The organism is Paenibacillus sp. FSL M8-0142 (genome assembly GCF_038597315.1).
Lineage (GTDB): Bacteria > Bacillota > Bacilli > Paenibacillales > Paenibacillaceae > Paenibacillus_AQ > Paenibacillus_AQ lactis.
Window position 1 is genome coordinate 2,766,608 of sequence record NZ_CP152008.1, and the last position, 21,155, is coordinate 2,787,762.

Here is a 21,155-nt window from a genome sequence, read left to right on the forward strand (position 1 = left end):
TGCATGTTATACTGATATTCATAGACATGTATAGGAGCGGTATATATTGTTACGTAGAAGAAATGAATTTCATGAACGCTATGAGCGTTTCTTGCAGGATCTCAGGAATGAGATCGTAAGCGGGACACTTGCGCCGGGAGAGTTTATTTTACCGGAGAACACATTGAGCCAGAAATACGAAATGAGCAGGGTCTCCATCCGTAAGGCGCTTGATGAGCTTGTCCATGAGGGGCTAATCGAGAAGATTGCCGGCAAGGGCAATCGCGTCAAGCTTCCGGACGAGGACCGAACGCCGGTCGTTATTAAGCTGGCCTGGTTCTCCACTTCCTATGAGATTGAAATCGTGAAACGAATCATTGCATCCTTCGAGAAGAAATACCCGTTCGTTAAGGTGGAGCTGATGCTGTATTCGGAGGAGAACTATACCCGCACGCTTATTCATTCGATGGATGAGGAGCAGGGACCGGACGTATTCGTCATGTCCGAAATGCACTCCAGAGAATGGGTAGAGAGCCGCCGTACCGACCTTCTGACCGGCTATATTCCCCCTCATCTGCTTGAGGAAGGAGTCAGCTATCCGGAAGTTTTCCCGCTGTTCCAGCAAGGGGAGCAGATGCTGGCGGCGCCATTCATCTTCTCGCCTGTCGTCATCTGCTTTAACCGGTCGATTTTCGAGAAATACGGGATCAAGGAATACCAGCCGCTCGAGAGCTGGGACGACCTGCTCCGCGTGGCGAAGCTGTGCACGAAGGCACCGGATGAGGACGGGATGGTGGAGCATTACGGCTTCTGCTTCTCCGCCTCGTCCAACCGCTGGCCCGTCTTCCTGCTCCAGAATAATGGACAAATCATGAAGAGCGACCGCAGCCGCAGCACGATGGCGAATGAGAATAACATTCAAGCATTGGAGTATTGCCTGTCCCTGATGTATAAGGAGCATGTTTCGCCGATCTACGCGCATGGCAGCAGTCATTTGGCGGAGGGACTCTTCATGAAGGAACGGGTGGCCATGATCATGTCGACGTATTACTTCATGAACGAGTTCCGCGATCATTCCATCGCTTGGGACGTGATGGAGCTTCCGCGAGGCAAGCAACCGGCTACGCTTCTGCTCGGCGGGGGGATTGCGATCAATGCGCGCAGCAGCCATCGGCAGGTAGCCGAGAAGCTGGTCGATTATATGACAGGCGATGAGGGGCAGCGGCTGATCAAGCAATACGGATGCACGATTCCGGTCCTTCGGTCTGCTGCGGAGGACGATGCACTGCTTGACCCGGCCATTCATCCCGAGCATTACAACTGCTACCTGGATGTGCTGCCACATGCCTATCCGCTGCATACGCTCAATTTGACGCAGTCCGAAATCGAATTGCTATTTGATGAGCTGAATCTTCTGTGGGCGGGAATGGAGACACCTGCGGATACCTGCAGCCGAATGGAGTCCCTGTTTAATGAGCGGCTTGAGGCCTCCGCCGTTAAACCATAAATACCTAAACGGGCATACTATGAATTCGCTGTGAATGTTTCATTATAGATCGCGCGGGTATATATATCCTAAGTGGGGAGTGGAATTGATCATCACCAGACGGATAACATGACGTATTGTCAGCTAACCGAAAGGATGTTGATACCCATGGACAACAGAGTAGGGAATGAGGAAGGCCACGCCTGAATCGTTCCCAAGGAACACCTTGAGTAGCAATTTTAATATTGCGTGAGATGGAAAACCGCTTCCCGCTTTACAAAGCTCTGCGAGAGACCTCGCGGAGTTTTTGTATTTTTCTGGGATATAAGGGGCATGGGGACCGGCAAACTGTTCACACAATTGAGGGAATACGCGAGGTCCGTCCGGTATTTCCTATGATATACTAGTGAATTGGATACAATGGGAAAGTGGAAGCAAAGCGAGACAGGGGTAACGATTTCAACTTTACATATTTCGAGGTGTATTTCAGTGACAACTACCGTAGTTATAGGCGGAGGTATTACCGGTCTGTCCACATTATATTATTTGAAGAAAAAGCTGCAGCATGCCGGCCGTGACATGAAGCTGGTGCTGGTCGAGGCCGGCGATACGCTGGGGGGCAAAATCCGTACGGTCCATGACGGTGAATTTATTATGGAGACCGGCGCGGATTCCATCGTAGCCCGCAAAACCAACGTAGCTCCGCTCCTCGAAGAGCTCGGCTTGACGGATCGAGTGGTATACAATGCCACGGGAACGTCGTTTATTTATACGAATAAGGGATTGAAGAAGATCCCGGATGAAAGTGTGTTCGGTATACCGCTTAGCCTGAAGTCCTTGGCCGAGAGCGAGCTCGTGTCCGCCGAGGGAAAGGTAGAGGCTCTTAAGGACTATTATATGCCGAACGAGACCTTCAGCAAGGACGATTCGCTCGGACAGTTTTTGGAGGCGTTTCTTGGCAAGGAGCTTGTTCGTAACCAGATTGCTCCCGTGATATCAGGTGTGTACTCCGGGGAGCTGCATGACTTGACGATCGCTTCAACCTTCCCGTATTTGCTGGAATACAAAAATACCTATGGAAGCATCATGGGAGGACTGGCTGAAAATCGCCACAAATACTTAGGCTCCGGCAAGAAGTTCCTTTCCTTTAAGAATGGAGCTTCCGAAATCATAGATGCACTGGAAACGCATCTTTCCGATGCGCAAATCCTTAAAGGCGTTCAGGCATCGAAGCTGGAGAAGAAAGGGAGCGGCTATACCGTTTCGCTGGCGGACGGTCAGAGTCTGGAGGCGGATTACGTTGTACTTGCCACGCTGGGCTCGTCGGCAAAAGAACTGCTGCCGGAGCCGAAGCTGGCTGAAGAATTTGATCAGCTGCTTACCAAGTCGCTGATTAGCGTTTATCTCGGATTTGATATTGAAGATAATGAGCTTCCTTATGACGGGACGGGTTTTATTACGGCTAAGGATACGGATCTGAAATGCGATGCCTGCACGTGGACGAGCCGGAAATGGGAGCATACCTCAAGCCAAAAGCGCCTGCTGATGCGGCTGTTCTATAAGAGCTCCGGTCTCCATTACGACGAACTGATCTGCATGACCGAGGACGAGTTGAAGCAGGTCGCGTTAGACGATATCAAGCGGAGCTTAGAGATTGATGCGAGCCCGGTTACATGCGAGGTCACCAAATGGCAGGATAATATGCCGAACTATCACTTGAAGCACCGCCATGTGGTTAAGTCGCTGGAGGAAGCAATGGCAAGGCATTACCCTAACGTGCTGCTGGCCGGATGTTCGTACTACGGCGTCGGCATCCCGGATTGCATTGCGAACGGGGAGCGCACGGCTGGTCTAATTATGGAACGGGTGGAGGATTCGTTTCGAGGTTAATCGTTTTAGACCCAAGCATCATGCTCTTACACCCCAGTGAGAAATCGTTCGCTGGGGCTTTTTTTATGTAAGTACAGGTTGAGCTTGGTTAGTAAGAAGGCTTGAGCATCAACTTCAAATTTATCGTCAGACTAATTTTCCCCTCATAGCTAACCTTTTGGCTGCTAGATACGTTTATCACCATAATCAGTGAATTGGCTCGGTCGGACATCACATTAGCAGATCCCGAAAAGCGTGTACATCGAGCGGATAAAATTTATAATATGGTTAAACCAAATTGCAGTCTGGAAAATAGCATCGATACGAACTAGTTTTGCAGCCTTGCACGAAAGGAAGTGCTTCAAGTGACCATCTATATTGCACTGCTGAGGGGTATCAACGTCGGCGGACACCATAAAATCAAAATGGCCGATTTAAAAACGCTGCTCGAGGGTCTCGGTCTGTCCCGTGTCCAGACGTATATACAGAGCGGTAATGTATTGTTTGAATCGCCCAAATCTAAGACCGAGCTGAAGGAATTATTTGAGAATGGAATCCGCGAGGCCTTCGGTTACTCCATTTCGGTCATATTTCGAACAGGGGAGGAAATGGAGGACATCATTCGGAGCTGTCCTTTCTCGGAAGCGATGATACAGGAAGCGGATGAAGCTTCGGCTTTCGTCAGCTTTTATGTAGGAATGCTGCCGGATGCCCCTTCGCAGGAAGAAGTGGACAAGCTCGTTGCAGCTGCGAACGAGGAAGAAACGATCCGTTGTATAGGCAGCAATATTTATTTGCTGCTTAAGAAAGCGCCAGAGATTCGAAGCTGACCAATCAGCTGCAGAAGCTGAGCGTGCCGGTTACGATGCGCAATTGGAAGACAACGAACAAGCTGGCACAGCTGGCGGCAGCGATGAAGCCTTAATGGATGTCCGGAGTTTGAGATGATCGCTTTGCGTGACCAGATGCACTGAATATCTCTTATTTACGCATGTCGCATTGACAAAAAAATTGAATAGACCTGATTCATTCCTGGTAGAGCGGGTACATTTATAACAAGTGGGAAGTGGAAATGTCAATCGACGGACGGAAGAACAGAAATGTCATTCCGAAAGGAAGTTGATTCGCCATGAACACTCGTAAAAGGAGAAGAAGAGCGAGATTTCTTCGTTTCTTCTCAGGCAAGGCACCCTAGCAGTTGGAAAGTAGCTGCATAGTAATTAAGGAATATTGACCGCTTCCCACATAAAGATCCTGCACATTTGTCGCAGGATCTTTTTTTGTGTATATACGAGGCGGGAAATGGATGGCCGGTAGTTCACTATTGATACTCTTGAATTTGTTTGAGCACATTCATTAGATCATCAAGATCTCCAATAGTAGCTGAGACATTGAACAGATGATCGTTCATCAATAAATGTGCGGCTTTTCTATGTTCACCATCCACATATACAACGGTATGACCATTGATATCGGTAACCTCTGTCGGTTCTTTATAGAAGCCCTGTATGGTTTCAATGGTATTTCCCTTGATAGGCACCTGATTTACAACAATCTCAGCACCATTTAACGATTGGTATCTTGCGAAGAAATGAAACTCGCCAGGACCAACTTCATGAGCAGTGATAGGAGTAAGTTGTTTCATATCAGGAGTGTCACTGGTCTGTGCAGAACTTATATCTGCAGGAGCAGTGTCTTTAATCGATTCAGGAATACGCACTTCAACACCTTCTGGTAGCTGAGAAAGGTCAACCCTGTTGTCTTGCACGTCCGGATCTGGCGGAACAACTGTTTCTTGACCGTTTGCCGCGGTAATTTCTTTATTTTGATGTATCGTATCGTCTTCTGTGACCTTAATTTCTTTCGCTACTTCAATCAAGTACTCCAGAGACACATCCTCGTAAACGGAAACTACGATATATACGTGTTCATTCGTTACAAGGTGGACTGTTTTTCTTGGGCTTCCATCCTCAATGACAGCTTGGAAACCATGGATATCAATGACGGACAGTTCGGCTGGATCGTAAATGCTCAAATTTTTAAAATTGTCAATAGATACATTTGGAGAAAGATCTGCTTGAAATAACTGAACTTCCGACCCACTTTCAAGAGCATAGATTACTTGAATTTCATTATTTGTGCCCCAATCCGTTGCATGAGCCAATACCAATTCCTTAATAGGATTGCTCGAGGTGATTCGATTGGTGTGAAACATTGCTTGATCTGCCAAATCTAAAGGGATATGCAGGTCTTCATAAGAGCTATGCTCAATATTCACAGTAATCGGCGTAAGCGGTGCAGGAAGTTCGTTTGCAGTGGAAGTATTTTCTATAACGTTACTCTCCATTTCAGCCGGTATCGTCTCAGATATGCTGCTATCCTGTACCTTGGTTTCAAGCGATTGCTCTACGGCGCTATAAGCATAAATGGAAGTGCTTGCTCCCAGAGCAGCTGCTATTCCTATGGAAAGCAGAATGGATTTTTTCATGGATTCACCCTCCTAGTATTTATTGAACGGGGCTTATTCCAAAAAAATAAGTAGTTTTGGAATTAAGTTATAAATATAAACACCTAAACCAGACCAAAAGTTAGGCAGCGTTGGGAAATTTATGAATTTAGCATGAGACAATTTCGATATAACGCGAAAAATACTTTAACACTCCCTTAACAGTAGTCGGAATAACTATAAATGTAATAATACGAAAGCAAATACGCTACGCACATCAAGTAGACTTTTATACACGGAATCACCGGGAGATATCCGAAGATGTCCTGTTCAAAAGAACTAGTATTTTCGTTGGTTACTGAGACTTTCTGATCATTTATCAAAATTTACATAAAGTTGTTTAAATAGATGCTGAAATATGCAATTATGAATCTGGGAGGTGATGAATTTCAGATATGCCTAAGATTTGGTAAGCGGGCGAACAACCGGTCAAATCCAATCCACGTGATAAGCGAGGGAATCATTGTGTAAGCGCTTTAAAAATTTGGAGATCCCATGGAGACCTGGAGAATTGGGAAACTGAATTGATTGTTCACTACATCATTTTAGGAGGTTTTCCATGTCAAAGATCGTTAGGAATCGTTGGTTGTCATGTCTCTTGATCGTAAGTTTGGTGATGTCAGGATGGTTTGCTTCAGGCTACGGACAAGCTTCGGCCAGACCGGGCCAACCATCAAGCGGGATGCCGGTGCTGTTAATCACGGAGCTCGTGCCGGATTCGACGAATGTAGGAACGGCGGACGGCTACGAGTTTATCGAAGTATACAACAACACGGATCAAGTGATCGATTTCAGTCATTACAAGCTTCGGTACCGCTACTTAGAGAGTGATACCCTTTGGGCCCATGTTCCCGATGAGGTAATGATTGAGCCTGGAGGCACGCTCGTCTTCTGGATCATCAACGGTCAGAACAATCAAGCAACGGTCGACGATTTTAATCGAAATTACGGCACAAATCTGACGGAAAATACCGATATCGTTAAAATATTCTCCGGAGGCATGTCCAACTCCCGTATGAGGGAGCTGGTCGTTGTCACGAACACCGGCCGTCCGGTGGTGTCTGCATTCTATAATGACGGAGAAGTTCAGAATGAAGAGGACCTCGGCATCTTTTATAAATACCCCGAGGACGGCAGCATCAAGATGCAGCGCATCTCCTATCGTGAGCACAAAGCGACGCCAGGCAGTCTGCAGCATTCCATCGTTCCTTCGGAGCCGGTGCATGTTCAAAATTCCAAGCTTCCTTCCGTCGTGAATCGTACGGAGACAAGCGTCGTTTCGCCGGGGGAAGACGTGGACATTGCCGCGGAGCTTAGCAGTGATTACCCGATAACTACATTAGCGCTTTCGTATCGGGTAGACGGGGAAGAGGAAGTCAAGGTCGTGCAGCTTCAAGAAAGCGAACAAGGTTACCGGTATACCATTCCGTTCCTTGAGCTGCTGGGACATCACAAGCTGGAGTATTTCTTTACGGTGTCCGACTCGTATAAAGAACAGAACAGCAGGATGTATAAGGTTGATCTGACAGGCAGCTCTGCAAAAGAGCGACTGAACGTAAAAGATAATGAGTTGCTTGGCGGAACGGCCTATATCCGCGGATCGTCGGATCGGGTGCCGGCACAAGAGCTCGAGCTCTATATCGACGGGAAGCTGGTGCAGGGCGCACCGGCTATGGAGTTCCCCGCATATTTTGTCTTTGAGGGCGACGGTATCGACGATGGCGTCAACACGGTAACGATCGGCAAGGATGTGCTGCACCGGACCGAGCCCGATATGGATGGCTACCAGACGATCGTTGTACCGATTGAGCCGGAGCGGCTGTCCAGCGGCCTCCAAACCATCACCCTCAGAGCGGGGGATAATGACAAGACATATTTCGAGGACGATAAGCCGACAGGCAACATGGACGATTTTAACGCCCGCAATGTCCGGCTCCTGCTGAGCGATGGAACGGAGCTTCGTGACCCGAACTACAGCGACCCGGCTCTTGTGCATGATCTGGGTGATGACGGCCGGTTTCTGCCTTATGTCGATTTCACCTTCGATATTCCGGCAGACCGATTAACTGCAGTATCGTATGCTTGGGATACGACACAGGCAGCGGACGGACCCCACAACGTCATGCTGAAAGCCAAAAAGAAAACCGCAACAGCATCAGTGCTGGTGGACAATGTAGGGCCAAGCATTCTTCCGAGTGTTGAAGAAGGCAAGGAGTACAAAGGAAGCTTCACCATCGATGTGACCGCGAGTGACAGTGTATCCGGCATTGATACGCTGCAGGCCAAGCTGGACGGTCAACCGATTGATGTTCCTTATGCTACCTCTTCCGCAGCATTACAACCGGGAGCACATCAGCTGGTCGTTGCTGCAGCCGATAAGGCCGGCAATCGTTCGGAACAGACCGTCACCTTCCATACGCCGCAGGAGCACCCTAATGCGCCTGTTCCCGTGTCTCCTGCAGATGGGGAGACTGTTGACGGATTACAGCCGGAGTTAAAGGTTCAGGTAAGTGACCCGACAGATGATGAGCTTAAAGTATCTTTCCACCAGGCTTACCGTTACGACTCGCTCAGTGAAGGACGGGTTACCGTATCCAAGCATGCCAGCGATGAGGAGCCGCCGAAGGTTCGGCATCCGGAAGGCGAGGAAGCGCTAAGCCAGGAAGAGCTTGAGCGGATTTCGAAATCCAATGACGAGTATGTCACGTTGGATTCGACGTCCAAGTTTCCATACTTAAGATTTAATGTAGAGCTGGAGCATGCGGTTGAACCTGGCGATCAGGTAGAGGTGGTGTGGGAAGGGCATACGGTTGCCGGCCGGAAGGTGACGATGTATGCCTGGAACCATGCTGCCGGCAAGTGGACGGAAATTACGAAGCATATCGCGGCTTCGGAGGATGACTTTACCCTTCGCGGGGAACTGGCGGCCTCGGAATACATTAGGGATAATAAGGCTGACATCATCGTTCAGGACGAAATCCCATCCCGCGGCGATTATGACTATACCTTCGTATGGGTGTCCGACACGCAATTCCTGACCGAGCTGTATCCGCATATTCAGCAGCAGCAGTTCGATTGGATCGTAAATAATATCGATGAGATGAATATGAAATATTTGTTCCACACCGGCGATATCGTGAATGATCCGGCTGCCCAGTATCAATGGGAGCGTGCCGACGGATACATGAGCATGCTGGAACAGGCGGATCTGCCGCACGGCGTCCTGGCTGGTAATCATGATGTCGGCAGCTATGATTGGGATTATACGACATACAGCCGATATTTCGGAGAGAACCGCTATAAGGATCAGCCATACTATGGCGGCTCCTATAAGGACAACCGCGGTCATTATGATCTTATCTCCGTTGAAGGCAACGACTTCATCATGATGCATATGGGCTGGGGCATCGAAGATGAGGATATTGCATGGATGAATGAGGTGCTGGCCGAGTATCCGGATCGCATCGCATTCCTCAACTTCCACGATTACCTGCTGTCGAACGGTACACGCTCGGCCGTAGGCAACAAGCTGTATGAAGAAGTCGTTGTACCAAACCCGAATGTCGTTGCCGTCTTGAGCGGACACTACACGGGCGCGAATATGCTCAAAAGCGAATTGGACGATAATGGCGACGGCACGCCGGATCGTACAGTCTATCAAATGCTTGCGGATTATCAAGGACACGCCGAGGGCGGAATGGGTTACTTGCGATTGCTGCACTTTGATACCGAAGGCGATCGAATCATCGTGAACACGTATTCGCCATACCTGGATAAGTATAACTACTATACGAAGCCGGGCATTGACGAATTCACGATTGATCTGGATCTTGAGCCGAAACTGAAGCGTGTAGCTACGGACTCCATTCAAGTGAATCATTTGAAGGGGACTGCGATCGGCACGCCTCAAAAGGCTGCAAGCGGTGCGGAAGTCGCACAGAGCTGGGAAGGGCTTGAAGCGAATGGAACGTACTCTTGGTATGTCGTGGCCGAAGACGAGTTTGGCGGCAGAGCCGTTTCCGACGTCTGGACGTTTACAACTACCGGTGAGTCGTCCAAGCTTGCCGCTCCATCCAAGCTTAAAGCGCAGAAGGTGACCACTTCCTCGGTTCAGCTTGAATGGGAGCCGGTAAAAGGCGCGGAAGATGAGACCATCCGATATCATGTATACATGGACGGCGAACGAAAGGCTACTGTTACCGACAGCGTATATGAGATAACCGGACTTGCTCCGGAAACGGCGTATAAGTTTACCGTCACGGCAGTGAATGCCGAGGATATCGAATCACAGCCGAGTGAGCCGTTAACCGTTAAGACAGCAGCTGAAGCAGGTGCAGAGGCTGAAAAGGGAGCTGAAGCGGGGGCAGGAGCCGAGGCTGAAGAGGGAACGGAAGCGGAAGCAGAAACCGGGCTTGAGGAGGGAACCGAAACTCACTTGGAAGAGGGAGCAGCTGTTGGAGAAGGAAGTTCGTCTATTAAATAAAAAGATGTCTTTCCCGGCAGGTGCAACCGATTCTAGGGATCGTACAGCACTAAATGCGATTCATGCGCTGTTCGGCACAGCATAGGCCGGAATCCCCAATATCCGATAATCCGGGTGCGGATTGTAAAACGTGGCATAAATCAAGGCCCTGTAATATTAAAATTACAGGGCCTTATTTTTGTTCATGCATTCGAACGAATCCATAACACATAATGCTAACTGTGCGAAGTACTGAGATTCGCTTCAAACATGTTGTCGATTTCTGGTTATTGCAGTTTACACCCAGCGGCCGCCGCGGAAGACCGGCTCAATCGTGCCGTCTTCGAGCACGCCGTCAATATCGAGCTCCGCGGATCCGACCATGAAGTCAACATGGGTTAGGCTGACATTGGCTCCGCGCGCAACAAGCTCCTCCTTGCTCAGCTTGGTTCCGCCTTCGATGTTAACCGGATAGGCGCTGCCCAGCGCAAAGTGGCAGGAAGCATTCTCATCGATTCCGGTGTTGTAGAACACGCGGTTCAGCTTAGAGATCGGAGAATCATGCGGGACGAGCGCCATTTCGCCTAAATAGGAGGCCCCGTCATCCGTTTCGAGCAAGGTGGTCAGATGTTCGCGGCCGGCTTCAGCATCATACTCGACCACTTTGCCGTCCTTGAAGGTCAGCTTCAAGCCTTCTACCAGACGGCCGTTCAGATTGAGCGGCATGGTGCTGGTGACCGTTCCATTGACCCCGGTGCGATGGGGCATCGTATAGATCTCTTCGGTCGGCATGTTGGCAACGAAATAGACGCCGGACTCATTCTCGTCGCCGCCGCCGAGCCAGCGATAGCCTTCCGGCATATCGATATGAAGATCCGTGCCCGGAGCGCGGTAGTGGAAGCTCTTATAGCGCTTGGCATTCATGTGGTTCTGCTTCTCCTTCAGCTGCGCGATATGCTCGCGCCATGCGGCAACCGGATTGTCGCTGTATACCCGGTTCATCCGGAATACGGCATCCCACATCGCCGGGATGCGCTCTTCCTCCGGCAGATCGGCATATACCTTATCGGCCCAGGCGCGGGTCGGCGCTTTAATCAGGGACCAGCTGATTTTGTTATTCCGGACGTAGGCCTGGTATTTCTCGTTCGCCACCGCTGCGGCTTTGACGGCAGTGGATACTTTGACGGAGTCGATGCCCCGGAACAGCTCAGGATCCGGCACCTTGATGCGAAGAATCGCGCCGCCGCCTGCTGCGAGCTGCTCCATGGCGTCAGCCTGCCACTGCGGATAGTACCCGAAGGAATCGGCCGGTGCATGCTCGTACCGGATTCGGGTGACCCTCTCGTCGTCCCAGTCGACCTGCACGTACTTGGCGCCGGCATCATAGGCCTTGGCAACGATAAGCCGGGTCAAGTCTGCCGTTTCAATCGGTGCGTTGACGATCAGAACCTGGCCGGGCTGTATGTTAACGCCGACCTTCACGACCAGTTCCGCGTACTTCTCCAAATTTTTCTCGAAATTGTCCATATGTAGAAGCCTCCATTTCTGATGTGCACTCTTATTCTACCACGATGCGGCGAACGCTAGCACCGTTCACATCGCAACTTATAATCATCTTGATAAAGTGTGACACTCACCTGTCATATATCTCCCTGTACACTGTCCTTAGTAAAAGTTGAAGCTTATTCGAGAAGGAGTGTATGAGAAGTGAAAAAAGAACAAACCAGCCGGCTATCCGTGGTGCTTGCCGGTCTTCTCCTCAGTATTTTGATGGCGTCGATGGACAATACGATCGTGGCTACAGCGATGGGCAATATCGTCGGTGAGCTGGGCGGGCTGGATCATTTTGTATGGGTCACCTCGGCTTACATGGTGGCAGAACTGGCCGGCATGCCGATCTTCGGCAAGCTGTCGGATATGTATGGACGCAAAAGGTTTTTTATCTTCGGGATGATCGTGTTCATGCTGGGCTCGGTCCTTTGCGGCACGGCGGGTTCGATCACGGAGCTGGCGATTTACCGGGCCGTTCAAGGCATTGGCGGCGGTGCGCTAGTGCCGATTACGTTCGCGATCATGTATGATACGGTTCCGCTTGAGAAGCGGGGCAAGCTGATGGGGCTGTTCGGTACGGTGTTTGGTTTATCCAGCATTTCCGGACCGCTTGCAGGCGCTTATATCACGGATCACATCGCTTGGCAGTGGGTCTTTTATATTAATCTGCCCCTGGGCGTTCTTGCGTTCCTCATGGTCACCGGGTTCTACCGGGAATCGCATGCCCGTTCCAAGCAGCCGATTGATTGGGCTGGCGCTGTTACCCTTCTGACGGGTGTCATCTGTTTCATGCTTGCGCTGGAGCTGGGAGGCAAGCAGCTGGCGTGGGATTCGTGGATGCTGCTAGGCTTGTTTGCGGCAGCGGCGGTAATGCTCGTCCTCTTCATATTGGCGGAGAGAAGGGCGAAGGAACCGATCATTTCATTCGGCTTGTTCAAAAATAAACTGTATACGACCAGCGTACTATGCGGATTGTTCAGCGGGGGTTCATTTATCGTGGCATCGGTGTATATCCCGATATTTGTGCAAGGCGTGCTCGGCGGAAGCGCCACGAGCTCCGGACTCGTTCTGCTTCCGATGATGCTCGGCTCCGTCATTACCGCGACCGTTAGCGGTTTTCTGATGACCAAGGTATCCTATCGCAATATTATGATTCCGACCCTTGTACTGTTTGCGGGCGGTATGGTGCTGGCTTCCACGTTGACGGCGGAATCCGACAGATTCATCGTTACCTTGTATATGATCCTGATCGGTCTTGGCATCGGCGGCTCATTCTCGGTGCTTAGTACGGCCGTGATGCACGGTTTGTCTTATACCAAGCGCGGGATGGCAAGCTCAACCTTTAATTTTACGCGCTCCGTCGGAATGACGATTGGCATTACGGTATTTGGCCTGATCCAGAGCAGGACGTTTCAGCAGTCGCTGACAACCGGGGAAGGAACCAAGGATCTGCTGAAGGAAGGGTTATCGCTCTCGGACCCGCATGTCCTTCTTTCGCCGGATACCCGCACCCTCATCCCGACGGATCTGCTGAAGCCCATTTCGGAACAGCTCGCTTCCTCCATCGCCGCCACATTCGCCTGGGCGATCATTCCTGCCGTGCTGGCGCTGACTGCAGCGATGCTGATGGGACCGAAGAAGCTGGATGCAACAGCCGAGGTTAAAGATGAGACGGAGGTTTACCCTGGAAAGGAGAAGGGGGCTGCCGAGGATTCCGATCGTATGTTAGGAGGCCCCGTGCCTGAAGCCACACATTAACGGAACAAAGATATGAGTTGACATCCATCCATTTGTTCAACTTATATATTTAACGAATACAGCTGAATACAGCTGAATGTAAACGTCTTTCAGTTATAACGAAGACTGCCCGTCGGATCTGCGATCCTGCCGGGCAGTCTTTTTTTTAATATAGGGTCAGCTCTTAATTGCCCCGGCGGCAATATCGGATATAAACTGCTTGCTGATGAACAGGAACATCACGATGAGCGGGATGACCGCGAGCAGCGTACCGGCGATCACCATGGAATAGTCGGTGGTATAGATGCCGTTCAAGGAAGAGAGCGCCACCTGAAGCGTGAACTTGTTCTCATCGTTCAGGATGATGAGCGGCCACAGATAGTCGTTCCAAACCCCGATGAACGTAAAGGCAGCCAAGAATGACAATGCCGGTCTTAATATCGGGAGCGAAATATTCCAGTAGAGGCGGAAAAAGCCGCAGCCGTCGATTTTTCCGGCGTCCAGCAGCTCGGACGGCACGGACTCCTGGGCATACTGCCGAATCCAGAAAATCCCGAACGCATTGACCATGCCCGGGATGATCAGCGCTTTATAAGTTCCCACCCAGCCGAATTCCGCCATGATGACAAAGGACGGCACGAGCGACAGCTGAGCCGGAACCATCATGGTTGCGAGCAGCAGGACGAACAGCCATTTTTTGCCGGGAAAATTAAATTTAGCGAAGGTAAAGCCGGCGAGTGAATCAAAGAACAGCACCAGCAGCGTGCAAGCGGAAGCGACGAACAAGGTATTCCAGAAGGCTCCGAAAAAGTCGATGCTGCTCAGAACTCTTGCGATATTATCGTAAAGATGAGGGCCGAACCACAGTTTCGGCGGAAAGCTGTAGATTTCCGAAGTGGTGCGTGTCGCCATGACGAGAAGCCAATAGAAGGGGAAGATCGACATGATCAAACCGGCGATTAACCCGAGATGCAGCAATATGGATTTCCATTTCAGCATGAGATTCACCCCTATCATCAGTCATTGGAAGGCTTGCCTTGAACCATTCGCCAGTTCAGTATCGAGAAGAGCGCAATCAGCACGAACATTCCCCAGCCGACAGCAGCGCCATACCCGAAGTAGTTGTGCACGAATGCCTCCCGGTACAAATACAGGACGATGGTGAGCCCGCCGCCGCTGACACCGCCGTCATTGCCTACAAGCACCTGCGGTTCGGTAAAGACCTGCATGCCGCCGATCGTCGAAGTGATAACCGTAAACAGAATGATCGGCCTGAGGTTCGGGATGGTAATTTTGAAGAAGGCCTGGATTCCCGAAGCGCCGTCGATTTTGGCGGCTTCATACAGCACGGACGGGATGCTCTGCAGCCCTGCCAAATAGATGATGGCGTTGTAGCCTACCCATCTCCAGATCACCATAACGGAGACGGCAAGCTGGATGCCCCATGTTTTGTTCAGCCACTCGACGGAAGGAATGCCAAACAGGGATAGCACGTAGTTAAGCAGACCATAATTGTTGGAGAACAGCGTTCCGAAGACGATGGCGACGGCAACGAGCGAGGTGACATTGGGAAGAAAATAGCCGATTCGAAAAAAAGTCCGAAAGCGCACAAACGCTGCGTTCAGCAGGAAAGCGATGATCAGCGCGAAGAACAGCATCGGGATCGTCGAGTAGACCCAGATCAGCAGGGTGTTTCCGACTGCTTTCCAGAACTCGGGATCGGTCAGCATGAATTGATAGTTATTCAGGCCGTTAAAGGTCATTTCTCCGATGCCGTCCCATTTCTGAAACGACAGGAACATCGAGAAGGCGATCGGGAACAGACCGAAGATGGCAAATACGATGAAAAAGGGCGAGATGGCCAAGTACTCCTTACGATGCTTCCATATCTCAGACGTCAACCGATGCTTGGGCCGGGGATGACTAGGAACAGCTTTTTGTTCCGGAGGAGCAGGGTGATTCAGCATGGAATTCTTCATCTTGTGTTTACCTCCCGTAATCCGATGGGATATGCGTGTCCGCGGTGCAGCCGTGGCGATTCTTTACGTATCGGGGCCATCAGCGCAGAAGCTCCTTCTTGACCCGCGCGAGCGCGTCGTTCCAGGCTTTATCCGGGTTCTTGCCTTCCAAGGCGACGGAGGAAAGCTCCCGGCTGACAATGCCGTTCAGATTGCCGTGTTTACCGCCGAAATAGGCTGGCTTGACGTTCATCGCCGAGGCGGAGAAGATTTCACCCGTCGCCTGGTTCCCGAAAAACGCCTCCGGCTTGCTCATCACAGGGGCGTCCAGCGCCTTCGTAGCGGAAGGGAACAGATTCATCTTATCGAAGGATTGAATCTGGTTCTCCGGATTTTGAATCCAGCGGATGACATCAAACGCTTCCTGCGGATATTTGCTCGTCTTCATGATCGCCAGGAAGGAGCCCCCGTTGTTGCCGTCGCCGCCCGGCGCCCGGGCAACTCTCCATTTGCCCGACGTATCCGGAGCAGCCTGCATCAGGATTTCTTTCATCCATACCGCCCCGACAAAGGAAGCGATCCGCCCGTTATTCATCGCGGCATTCCATTCGGAGGACTGGGTGCTGGCATTGGCGCTCAGCTTCATCTCAGCCGCTTTCACCGCCAAATCCCATGCCGTTTTCATGGAGGAATCGGCTGTATCCCCGATAAACGTATCATCAGGATTAAAATAGATCCGGTCCGACTGGGCGTTTACTTGGTTATAGATGTTATTGATGTTATCCAGCATTTTTACTTTATTATCAAAATGCTCCTGCAGCTTCTGCCCGGCCTCGAAATACTGATCCCAGGTCGCCAGCTGCTCATGGACCTCATCCGGATCGGATGGAAGGCCTGCCTCCTCGAACAGATCCGTACGATAGAATAGCGCTGTCGGCCCCGTGTCAATCGGAAGCGCTATCATTTCTCCTCCTGGAGTTACGCCGAGCCTCCACTTCCATTCCAGGAAGTCCTGCTCGATTTGCTGCGCTCCCAGATCATACAAGTCATAGAAGCGGTCGGAGCTTGTAAACAGCTCGGCAACCCAGTCATTAAAGGCGACAATATCCGGTCCTCCCGAACCGGCAGCGAGCGTTGTTTTGAGCTTGGATTTGAAATCGCCTCCGATTTTTTGGGCATCGATTCGGATGCCGGGAAATTGCTGCTCTGCTGCTTTGATCAGGTCGTCGTCCAGGCTTCGGTTCCAGTACCAGAGCGTAAGCATTTTCGTTTTCTCCGTCGGTGTCGTACCGGCGCAACCGCTGATCACCATGATCAGCATGAGTAGTCCTAAGCTTACCGTCCTGCGAATGTTCACGATCGTCGGCCTCCTAACGCGGTGAAGTCGTTGATGATTAAATAGTATTCAGCTACCTCGCTCATGTGAGCAAAAGTAAGGTTATTACTTATATAAATAGTAGACGAACCCTTGAAACATTCCATATGGAGACATAAATCGAATTGATTTAGAGAAGATAAAGGAGTCCATGAAGCAGGTGAAACGTTATGCTAATCCGCAAGACGCAGCAACCCTTAAACGTATGATTATAGGGTGAGCTGCTGCGGCGAAGGTTCATAAGACTTCATTTCTATTGCTCCTGCTTGGCAAGTTTGTTATATTCCTTCTACATAGAGCAACAGCGCATGAGCGATTGCTGGTTGTGTGTTTCGAGTTACTTTTCTAGGGGGCTAGAACTATGGCGACTATTGCGGTTATATCCGACATTCATGGCAACATTCCTGCACTTCGGGCCGTTCTGAACGATATGGACCGGCGGGGAGTGGACCGGATCTTCTGTCTCGGCGACCTCGTCGGCAAAGGCCCGGACGGGGATATAGCGGTCGATCTGATACGGAGCCGTTGCGATCGGGTGATTAAGGGCAACTGGGACGACTTTATCGGGAATGAAACGGACAATCCGGTGCTGCAATGGCATCAGAACAAGCTGGGGGCCGAGCGGCTCGAGTACTTAAGCAGACTTGCGTGCACCATTGAATTCAAAATGAGCGGCAAACGGATCCGGCTGTTTCATGCCTCCCCTCGAAGTGTATATGAGCGGATACAACCCTGGGACGATAAGGGGAAGCAGTTATCGATGTTTGAGGCCTCGGATTTGTGTGAAACCCGGGAAGAGTCCGACGTCGCCGGTTATGGTGACATCCACAACGCGTTTATTCACCACCTGGATGGGAAGATCCTGTTTAATACCGGCAGCGTCGGCAACCCACTTGAGCTATGCGAAGCCTCCTATTGTATTATGGAAGGAGAGCTTGGGAGCGAAGACCGTGCTCCGTTAAACATTCAGTTCATACGTGTTCCGTATGATATAGAACAGGCAGTGCAGGATGCGCTGCAATCGGGCATGCCTTCCCCGGAAGGGTATATTATTGAGCTTCGAACCGGTCGTTATCAGGGCCGCAAATCTTAAGGCGAGCGAATCGAAAAAATACAAGCAGCCCCGCACCGATTTTCGCGATGATGCAAAAATCCGGTGCGGGGCTGTTTCAGGCTTTTCTATTATGATTGATTGTCGGATTGCTGACCGGCGCTTGGCTGTTGCTGCTGATTGAATGCTTCGGTAACTTCCTCTTCGGAAATCCCGGTTTCAAAATCACCCGGAACCGGCATTTTGTTCAGCTCCGTACGCTGTACTTCGGCTTTAGTCGGCTGATTGCCATTGTGGTTTGTTTCGCTCATTGTGGCACCTCCTTTATCGTGGACAAATGTAGGATTCCAATGCTGGGATGAAATTATACCAAAATTACCACATGTTTCTTACCCTTACCGAATCACGACCCGGTGACATTAACGAAAAATGTACTTGGGGTAGGTTGAAACCGCTTTGATCATCATTTCAGGCGCTGTTCTTTTCGTAAGTAGCGAAGAACATTCGTAATTTCATATTGGATGCAGAATTCAAGCTCAACGGGCAGCGGTTTATCTGCTATCATAGGAGTATTCATAGCTTTTGCAGGCGTACGTAAGGCAGTACATATGGAATGGAGTAATGAGAAGATGAGCAAGTCCTACTCGATGCACCCGCTCGGGGATGCTGCCGTTCTTGTCCAGTTAGGCGATGAGATCACCGATGCGGTCCATCAGCGGGTCGTTGACTTTACGCAGCGGGTGGAACGGAATCCTTTTCGGGGGTTTATAGAGTGCGTGCCTTCCTTTACCACCTTAAGCATTTATTACGACCCCTTGACGGTTCAGAAACCGGATGATTCGAGTTCCACATTCGACTATGTGTGCTCCTTGCTGCAAGAACGATTTAAAGCGGATGAAGAAAATGGGAAGCAACGTTCCATCCAGGAGGTAGTGGATATTCCAGTCTGTTATGGCGGTGATTATGGACCGGATCTGGAGATCGTGGCGGAGCATAACGGAATAACGGCCGATGAGGTCATCCGTCTGCATTCCGGGCAGGATTACTTGGTTTATGCGATCGGGTTCGCGCCCGGTTTTCCTTATATCGGTGGTGTTCCAGAGCGTATTGCCGCTCCCCGAAAACAGACGCCCAGACCGCGTATCCCGGCTGGCTCTGTTGGGATCGCGGGCACGCAGACAGGCATTTACCCGATCGAAACGCCGGGAGGCTGGCAAATTATCGGCCGTACCCCGCTTGCCCTGTTCAGACCAGACCGACAGCCTCCGACTTTGCTGCAGGGCGGGCAGTACATTCGTTTTCGGCCGATTGACCGGGCGGAATATGATCGACTAAGGGAAGTGAAGCTATGCGATTAACCGTCTTGAAGCCGGGGCTGCTGGTTACCGTTCAAGATCTTGGAAGGTTTGGCTACGGCAAGTACGGAGTCATTACGTCCGGTGCTATGGACAAGGAGTCCCATCGTGTCGCCAACTGGCTCGTAGGCAATCCGGACGAAGCGGCTGCGCTCGAAATCACGTGGTCCGGATTCTCGCTGCGGATGGAGGAGGACGGATGGATTGCCGTTACGGGCGGGGATTTGTCGCCGCGGATCGAGGATACGCCTGTACCGATGTGGCGACCGGTTTATGTCCGGAGGGATAGTGTCCTCACGTTTCAACAAGTCCGTTTCGGATGCCGCGCATATCTCGCCGTGTCGGGAGGGCTTAACGTCCCGAAGGTTATGGACAGCCGCAGCACCTATTTGCGGGCCGGCATCGGCGGATGGGAGGGACGACCGCTTCATGCAGGCGACCGTTTGTCCACATACCCGTCACGGCTTTCGCACCGATCGGTTGACCGTTCTACAATAACAGGCGCATTCTATGCGCCGCGATGGTTTGCGCTGCCGGGGAAGATTCCGGCAACCGGGCAGGAGGTAACTGTCCGGGCCATGCCGGGGCGCCAATATGAGGATTTTGACGAAGTCAGCCGGCATGGCTTCTTCCATCAACCGTTCCGGATCCGTCCCGAATCCGACCGGATGGGGTACCGATTGAAAGGCCCCGATCTGCGGCTGACTAAGGCTAAGGAATATGTGTCGGAAGCCGTTGCTTTGGGCACGATTCAGGTGCCTGCAGACGGCCAGCCGATTATCCTCATGGCGGACCGGCAGACGCTCGGAGGCTATCCGAAAATCGCGCAGATCGCTTCGGTCGATATCCCGCTGGTCGCGCAGCTCCAGCCAGGAGGAACCTTGCGCTTCAGGGAGATTACGCTCCGTGAGGCAGAACGTCTCCGGGACGAACGGGAGCGCGAGCTAGCCATCGTCCGTGAGATGATCAAGCGAAAAATAGAGGGAGTGGTTCCATGATCCAAGTGGATCTTAACTGCGATATGGGAGAAAGCTTCGGCACCTACCGGCTTGGATCGGATAGCGAGCTGCTGAAATGCATCACCTCGGCCAATATCGCCTGCGGATTTCATGCCGGCGATCCTTCGGTCATGCGTCTTACCGTACGCCAAGCGATCGCGCACGGAACGTCGATCGGTGCGCATCCGGGCCTGCCAGATCTGGTCGGCTTCGGAAGAAGAAGAATGGACATTACGCCGGATGAGGCATACGATATGGTTTCGTATCAGATGGGGGCCTTGATGGCTATCACGCTTCAAGAGGGTGGAAAGCTTCATCATGTGAAGCCCCATGGTGCTTTGTATAATATGGCGGCTGTTTCACGCCCCCTAGCCGAGGCTATAGCTTGCGCCGTCCATCGAATCGATCCGGGGCTAATCCTATACGGGCTCGCCGGCAGCGAGCTGGTGGATGCCGGCAAGCGGACGGGGCTTCGAACGGCAAGCGAAGTATTTGCCGACCGCACCTATCAGGATGACGGAACATTGACGCCGCGGAGCCTTCCCGGCGCCCTCATTACGGATGAGGAGCAATCGGTCCGGCAAGTCCTCCGGATGGTCAAGGAGGGCGTGGTCATGTCGCAGTCCGGCAAGATCATTCCGATCGTCGCCGATACGATATGCATTCACGGCGACAGTCCGCATGCGCCGGTATTCGCACGTACCCTGCGTACCCGGCTTGAATCGGAAGGGGTGCGAGTGCAGTCGATCCTTTAAATAAGGCTTCCAACACCTCAATACAGGTATACCGTAGATCATACGCCATTCAATCATGAAGAACTCGTGAGAT

Annotated in this window: 15 protein-coding genes; 9 read left to right on the top strand and 6 right to left on the bottom strand. The window is 51.3% G+C overall.

Features of this window, described 5'->3' with window-relative positions:
* Positions 1-46: 46 nt before the first annotated feature.
* From NSQ46_RS13045 to NSQ46_RS13055, 3 genes are all read left to right on the top strand, one after another.
* Complete coding sequence (locus NSQ46_RS13045) at positions 47-1,486, top strand: extracellular solute-binding protein (protein WP_007128380.1); 1,440 nt, start codon at positions 47-49, stop codon at positions 1,484-1,486.
* 468 nt (positions 1,487-1,954) lie between these two features.
* Positions 1,955-3,355: a protoporphyrinogen oxidase gene (locus NSQ46_RS13050; RefSeq protein ID WP_007128379.1), complete on the top strand. Its 1,401-nt coding sequence runs from the start codon at positions 1,955-1,957 to the stop codon at positions 3,353-3,355.
* A gap of 344 nt (positions 3,356-3,699) precedes the next feature.
* The gene (locus NSQ46_RS13055; protein ID WP_342576839.1) at positions 3,700-4,164 is read left to right on the top strand and encodes a DUF1697 domain-containing protein; all 465 of its coding nucleotides are present in this window, start codon (positions 3,700-3,702) and stop codon (positions 4,162-4,164) included.
* Between the two features lie 491 nt (positions 4,165-4,655).
* Here NSQ46_RS13055 and NSQ46_RS13060 read toward each other — a convergent pair whose 3' ends face one another.
* Positions 4,656-5,822 carry a hypothetical protein gene (locus tag NSQ46_RS13060; protein WP_007128377.1) on the bottom strand — a complete coding sequence of 389 codons (1,167 nt, stop codon included), beginning with the start codon at positions 5,820-5,822 and terminating at the stop codon, positions 4,656-4,658.
* A gap of 577 nt (positions 5,823-6,399) precedes the next feature.
* On the opposite strand from NSQ46_RS13060, the gene NSQ46_RS13065 reads away from it, so the two are divergent.
* On the top strand, positions 6,400-10,323 hold the full coding sequence (locus NSQ46_RS13065) for a lamin tail domain-containing protein (protein WP_342576840.1): 3,924 nt from the start codon (positions 6,400-6,402) through the stop codon (positions 10,321-10,323).
* 276 nt (positions 10,324-10,599) lie between these two features.
* Here NSQ46_RS13065 and NSQ46_RS13070 read toward each other — a convergent pair whose 3' ends face one another.
* A complete protein-coding gene (locus NSQ46_RS13070; RefSeq protein WP_251537571.1) occupies positions 10,600-11,829 on the bottom strand; it encodes an aminopeptidase in 1,230 nt (409 codons plus the stop codon).
* Between the two features lie 243 nt (positions 11,830-12,072).
* Here NSQ46_RS13070 and NSQ46_RS13075 point away from each other — a divergent pair, with 243 nt between their 5' ends.
* Positions 12,073-13,611, top strand: a complete 1,539-nt coding sequence (locus tag NSQ46_RS13075) for an MDR family MFS transporter (protein WP_342576991.1) — start codon at positions 12,073-12,075, stop codon at positions 13,609-13,611.
* Between the two features lie 156 nt (positions 13,612-13,767).
* Here NSQ46_RS13075 and NSQ46_RS13080 read toward each other — a convergent pair whose 3' ends face one another.
* The 3 genes from NSQ46_RS13080 to NSQ46_RS13090 form a co-directional block, all read right to left on the bottom strand.
* Entirely contained in the window at positions 13,768-14,589 is an 822-nt protein-coding gene (locus tag NSQ46_RS13080; RefSeq protein WP_040738704.1) for a carbohydrate ABC transporter permease, read from the bottom strand.
* Between the two features lie 17 nt (positions 14,590-14,606).
* Complete coding sequence (locus NSQ46_RS13085; RefSeq protein ID WP_007130278.1) at positions 14,607-15,569, bottom strand: sugar ABC transporter permease; 963 nt, start codon at positions 15,567-15,569, stop codon at positions 14,607-14,609.
* 79 nt (positions 15,570-15,648) lie between these two features.
* A complete protein-coding gene (locus tag NSQ46_RS13090; protein WP_342576841.1) occupies positions 15,649-16,905 on the bottom strand; it encodes an extracellular solute-binding protein in 1,257 nt (418 codons plus the stop codon).
* Positions 16,906-17,284: 379 nt separating this feature from the next.
* Here NSQ46_RS13090 and NSQ46_RS13095 point away from each other — a divergent pair, with 379 nt between their 5' ends.
* Entirely contained in the window at positions 17,285-18,016 is a 732-nt protein-coding gene (locus NSQ46_RS13095) for a metallophosphoesterase family protein (protein ID WP_007130276.1), read from the top strand.
* An 89-nt stretch (positions 18,017-18,105) separates the two neighbouring features.
* Here NSQ46_RS13095 and NSQ46_RS13100 read toward each other — a convergent pair whose 3' ends face one another.
* A complete protein-coding gene (locus NSQ46_RS13100; RefSeq protein WP_007130275.1) occupies positions 18,106-18,285 on the bottom strand; it encodes a hypothetical protein in 180 nt (59 codons plus the stop codon).
* A 318-nt stretch (positions 18,286-18,603) separates the two neighbouring features.
* Here NSQ46_RS13100 and pxpB point away from each other — a divergent pair, with 318 nt between their 5' ends.
* From pxpB to NSQ46_RS13115, 3 genes are read left to right on the top strand one after another with little or no spacing between them, the layout of a single operon-like run.
* On the top strand, positions 18,604-19,332 hold the full coding sequence (gene pxpB / locus NSQ46_RS13105) for a 5-oxoprolinase subunit PxpB (protein WP_007130274.1): 729 nt from the start codon (positions 18,604-18,606) through the stop codon (positions 19,330-19,332).
* Positions 19,323-20,327 (top strand): biotin-dependent carboxyltransferase family protein, encoded by a 1,005-nt coding sequence (locus NSQ46_RS13110; protein ID WP_341342038.1) that lies wholly within the window; start codon positions 19,323-19,325, stop codon positions 20,325-20,327. Before pxpB ends, NSQ46_RS13110 begins: the two co-directional genes overlap by 10 nt.
* Positions 20,324-21,082: a 5-oxoprolinase subunit PxpA gene (locus tag NSQ46_RS13115; protein ID WP_007130272.1), complete on the top strand. Its 759-nt coding sequence runs from the start codon at positions 20,324-20,326 to the stop codon at positions 21,080-21,082. The genes NSQ46_RS13110 and NSQ46_RS13115 overlap by 4 nt, the downstream gene beginning before the upstream one ends.
* Positions 21,083-21,155 lie beyond the last annotated feature (73 nt).

Bases quoted from the DNA above. Each gene is read 5' to 3' on its own strand.
- NSQ46_RS13060 (WP_007128377.1), bottom strand. From the start codon at position 5,822: ATGAAAAAATCCATTCTGCTTTCCATAGGAATAGCAGCTGCTCTGGGA.
- NSQ46_RS13065 (WP_342576840.1), top strand. From the start codon at position 6,400: ATGTCAAAGATCGTTAGGAATCGTTGGTTGTCATGTCTCTTGATCGTA.
- NSQ46_RS13070 (WP_251537571.1), bottom strand. From the start codon at position 11,829: ATGGACAATTTCGAGAAAAATTTGGAGAAGTACGCGGAACTGGTCGTG.
- NSQ46_RS13075 (WP_342576991.1), top strand. From the start codon at position 12,073: ATGGCGTCGATGGACAATACGATCGTGGCTACAGCGATGGGCAATATC.
- NSQ46_RS13080 (WP_040738704.1), bottom strand. From the start codon at position 14,589: ATGCTGAAATGGAAATCCATATTGCTGCATCTCGGGTTAATCGCCGGT.
- NSQ46_RS13085 (WP_007130278.1), bottom strand. From the start codon at position 15,569: ATGAAGAATTCCATGCTGAATCACCCTGCTCCTCCGGAACAAAAAGCT.
- NSQ46_RS13095 (WP_007130276.1), top strand. From the start codon at position 17,285: ATGGCGACTATTGCGGTTATATCCGACATTCATGGCAACATTCCTGCA.
- NSQ46_RS13100 (WP_007130275.1), bottom strand. From the start codon at position 18,285: ATGAGCGAAACAAACCACAATGGCAATCAGCCGACTAAAGCCGAAGTA.
- pxpB (WP_007130274.1), top strand. From the start codon at position 18,604: ATGAGCAAGTCCTACTCGATGCACCCGCTCGGGGATGCTGCCGTTCTT.
- NSQ46_RS13110 (WP_341342038.1), top strand. From the start codon at position 19,323: ATGCGATTAACCGTCTTGAAGCCGGGGCTGCTGGTTACCGTTCAAGAT.
- NSQ46_RS13115 (WP_007130272.1), top strand. From the start codon at position 20,324: ATGATCCAAGTGGATCTTAACTGCGATATGGGAGAAAGCTTCGGCACC.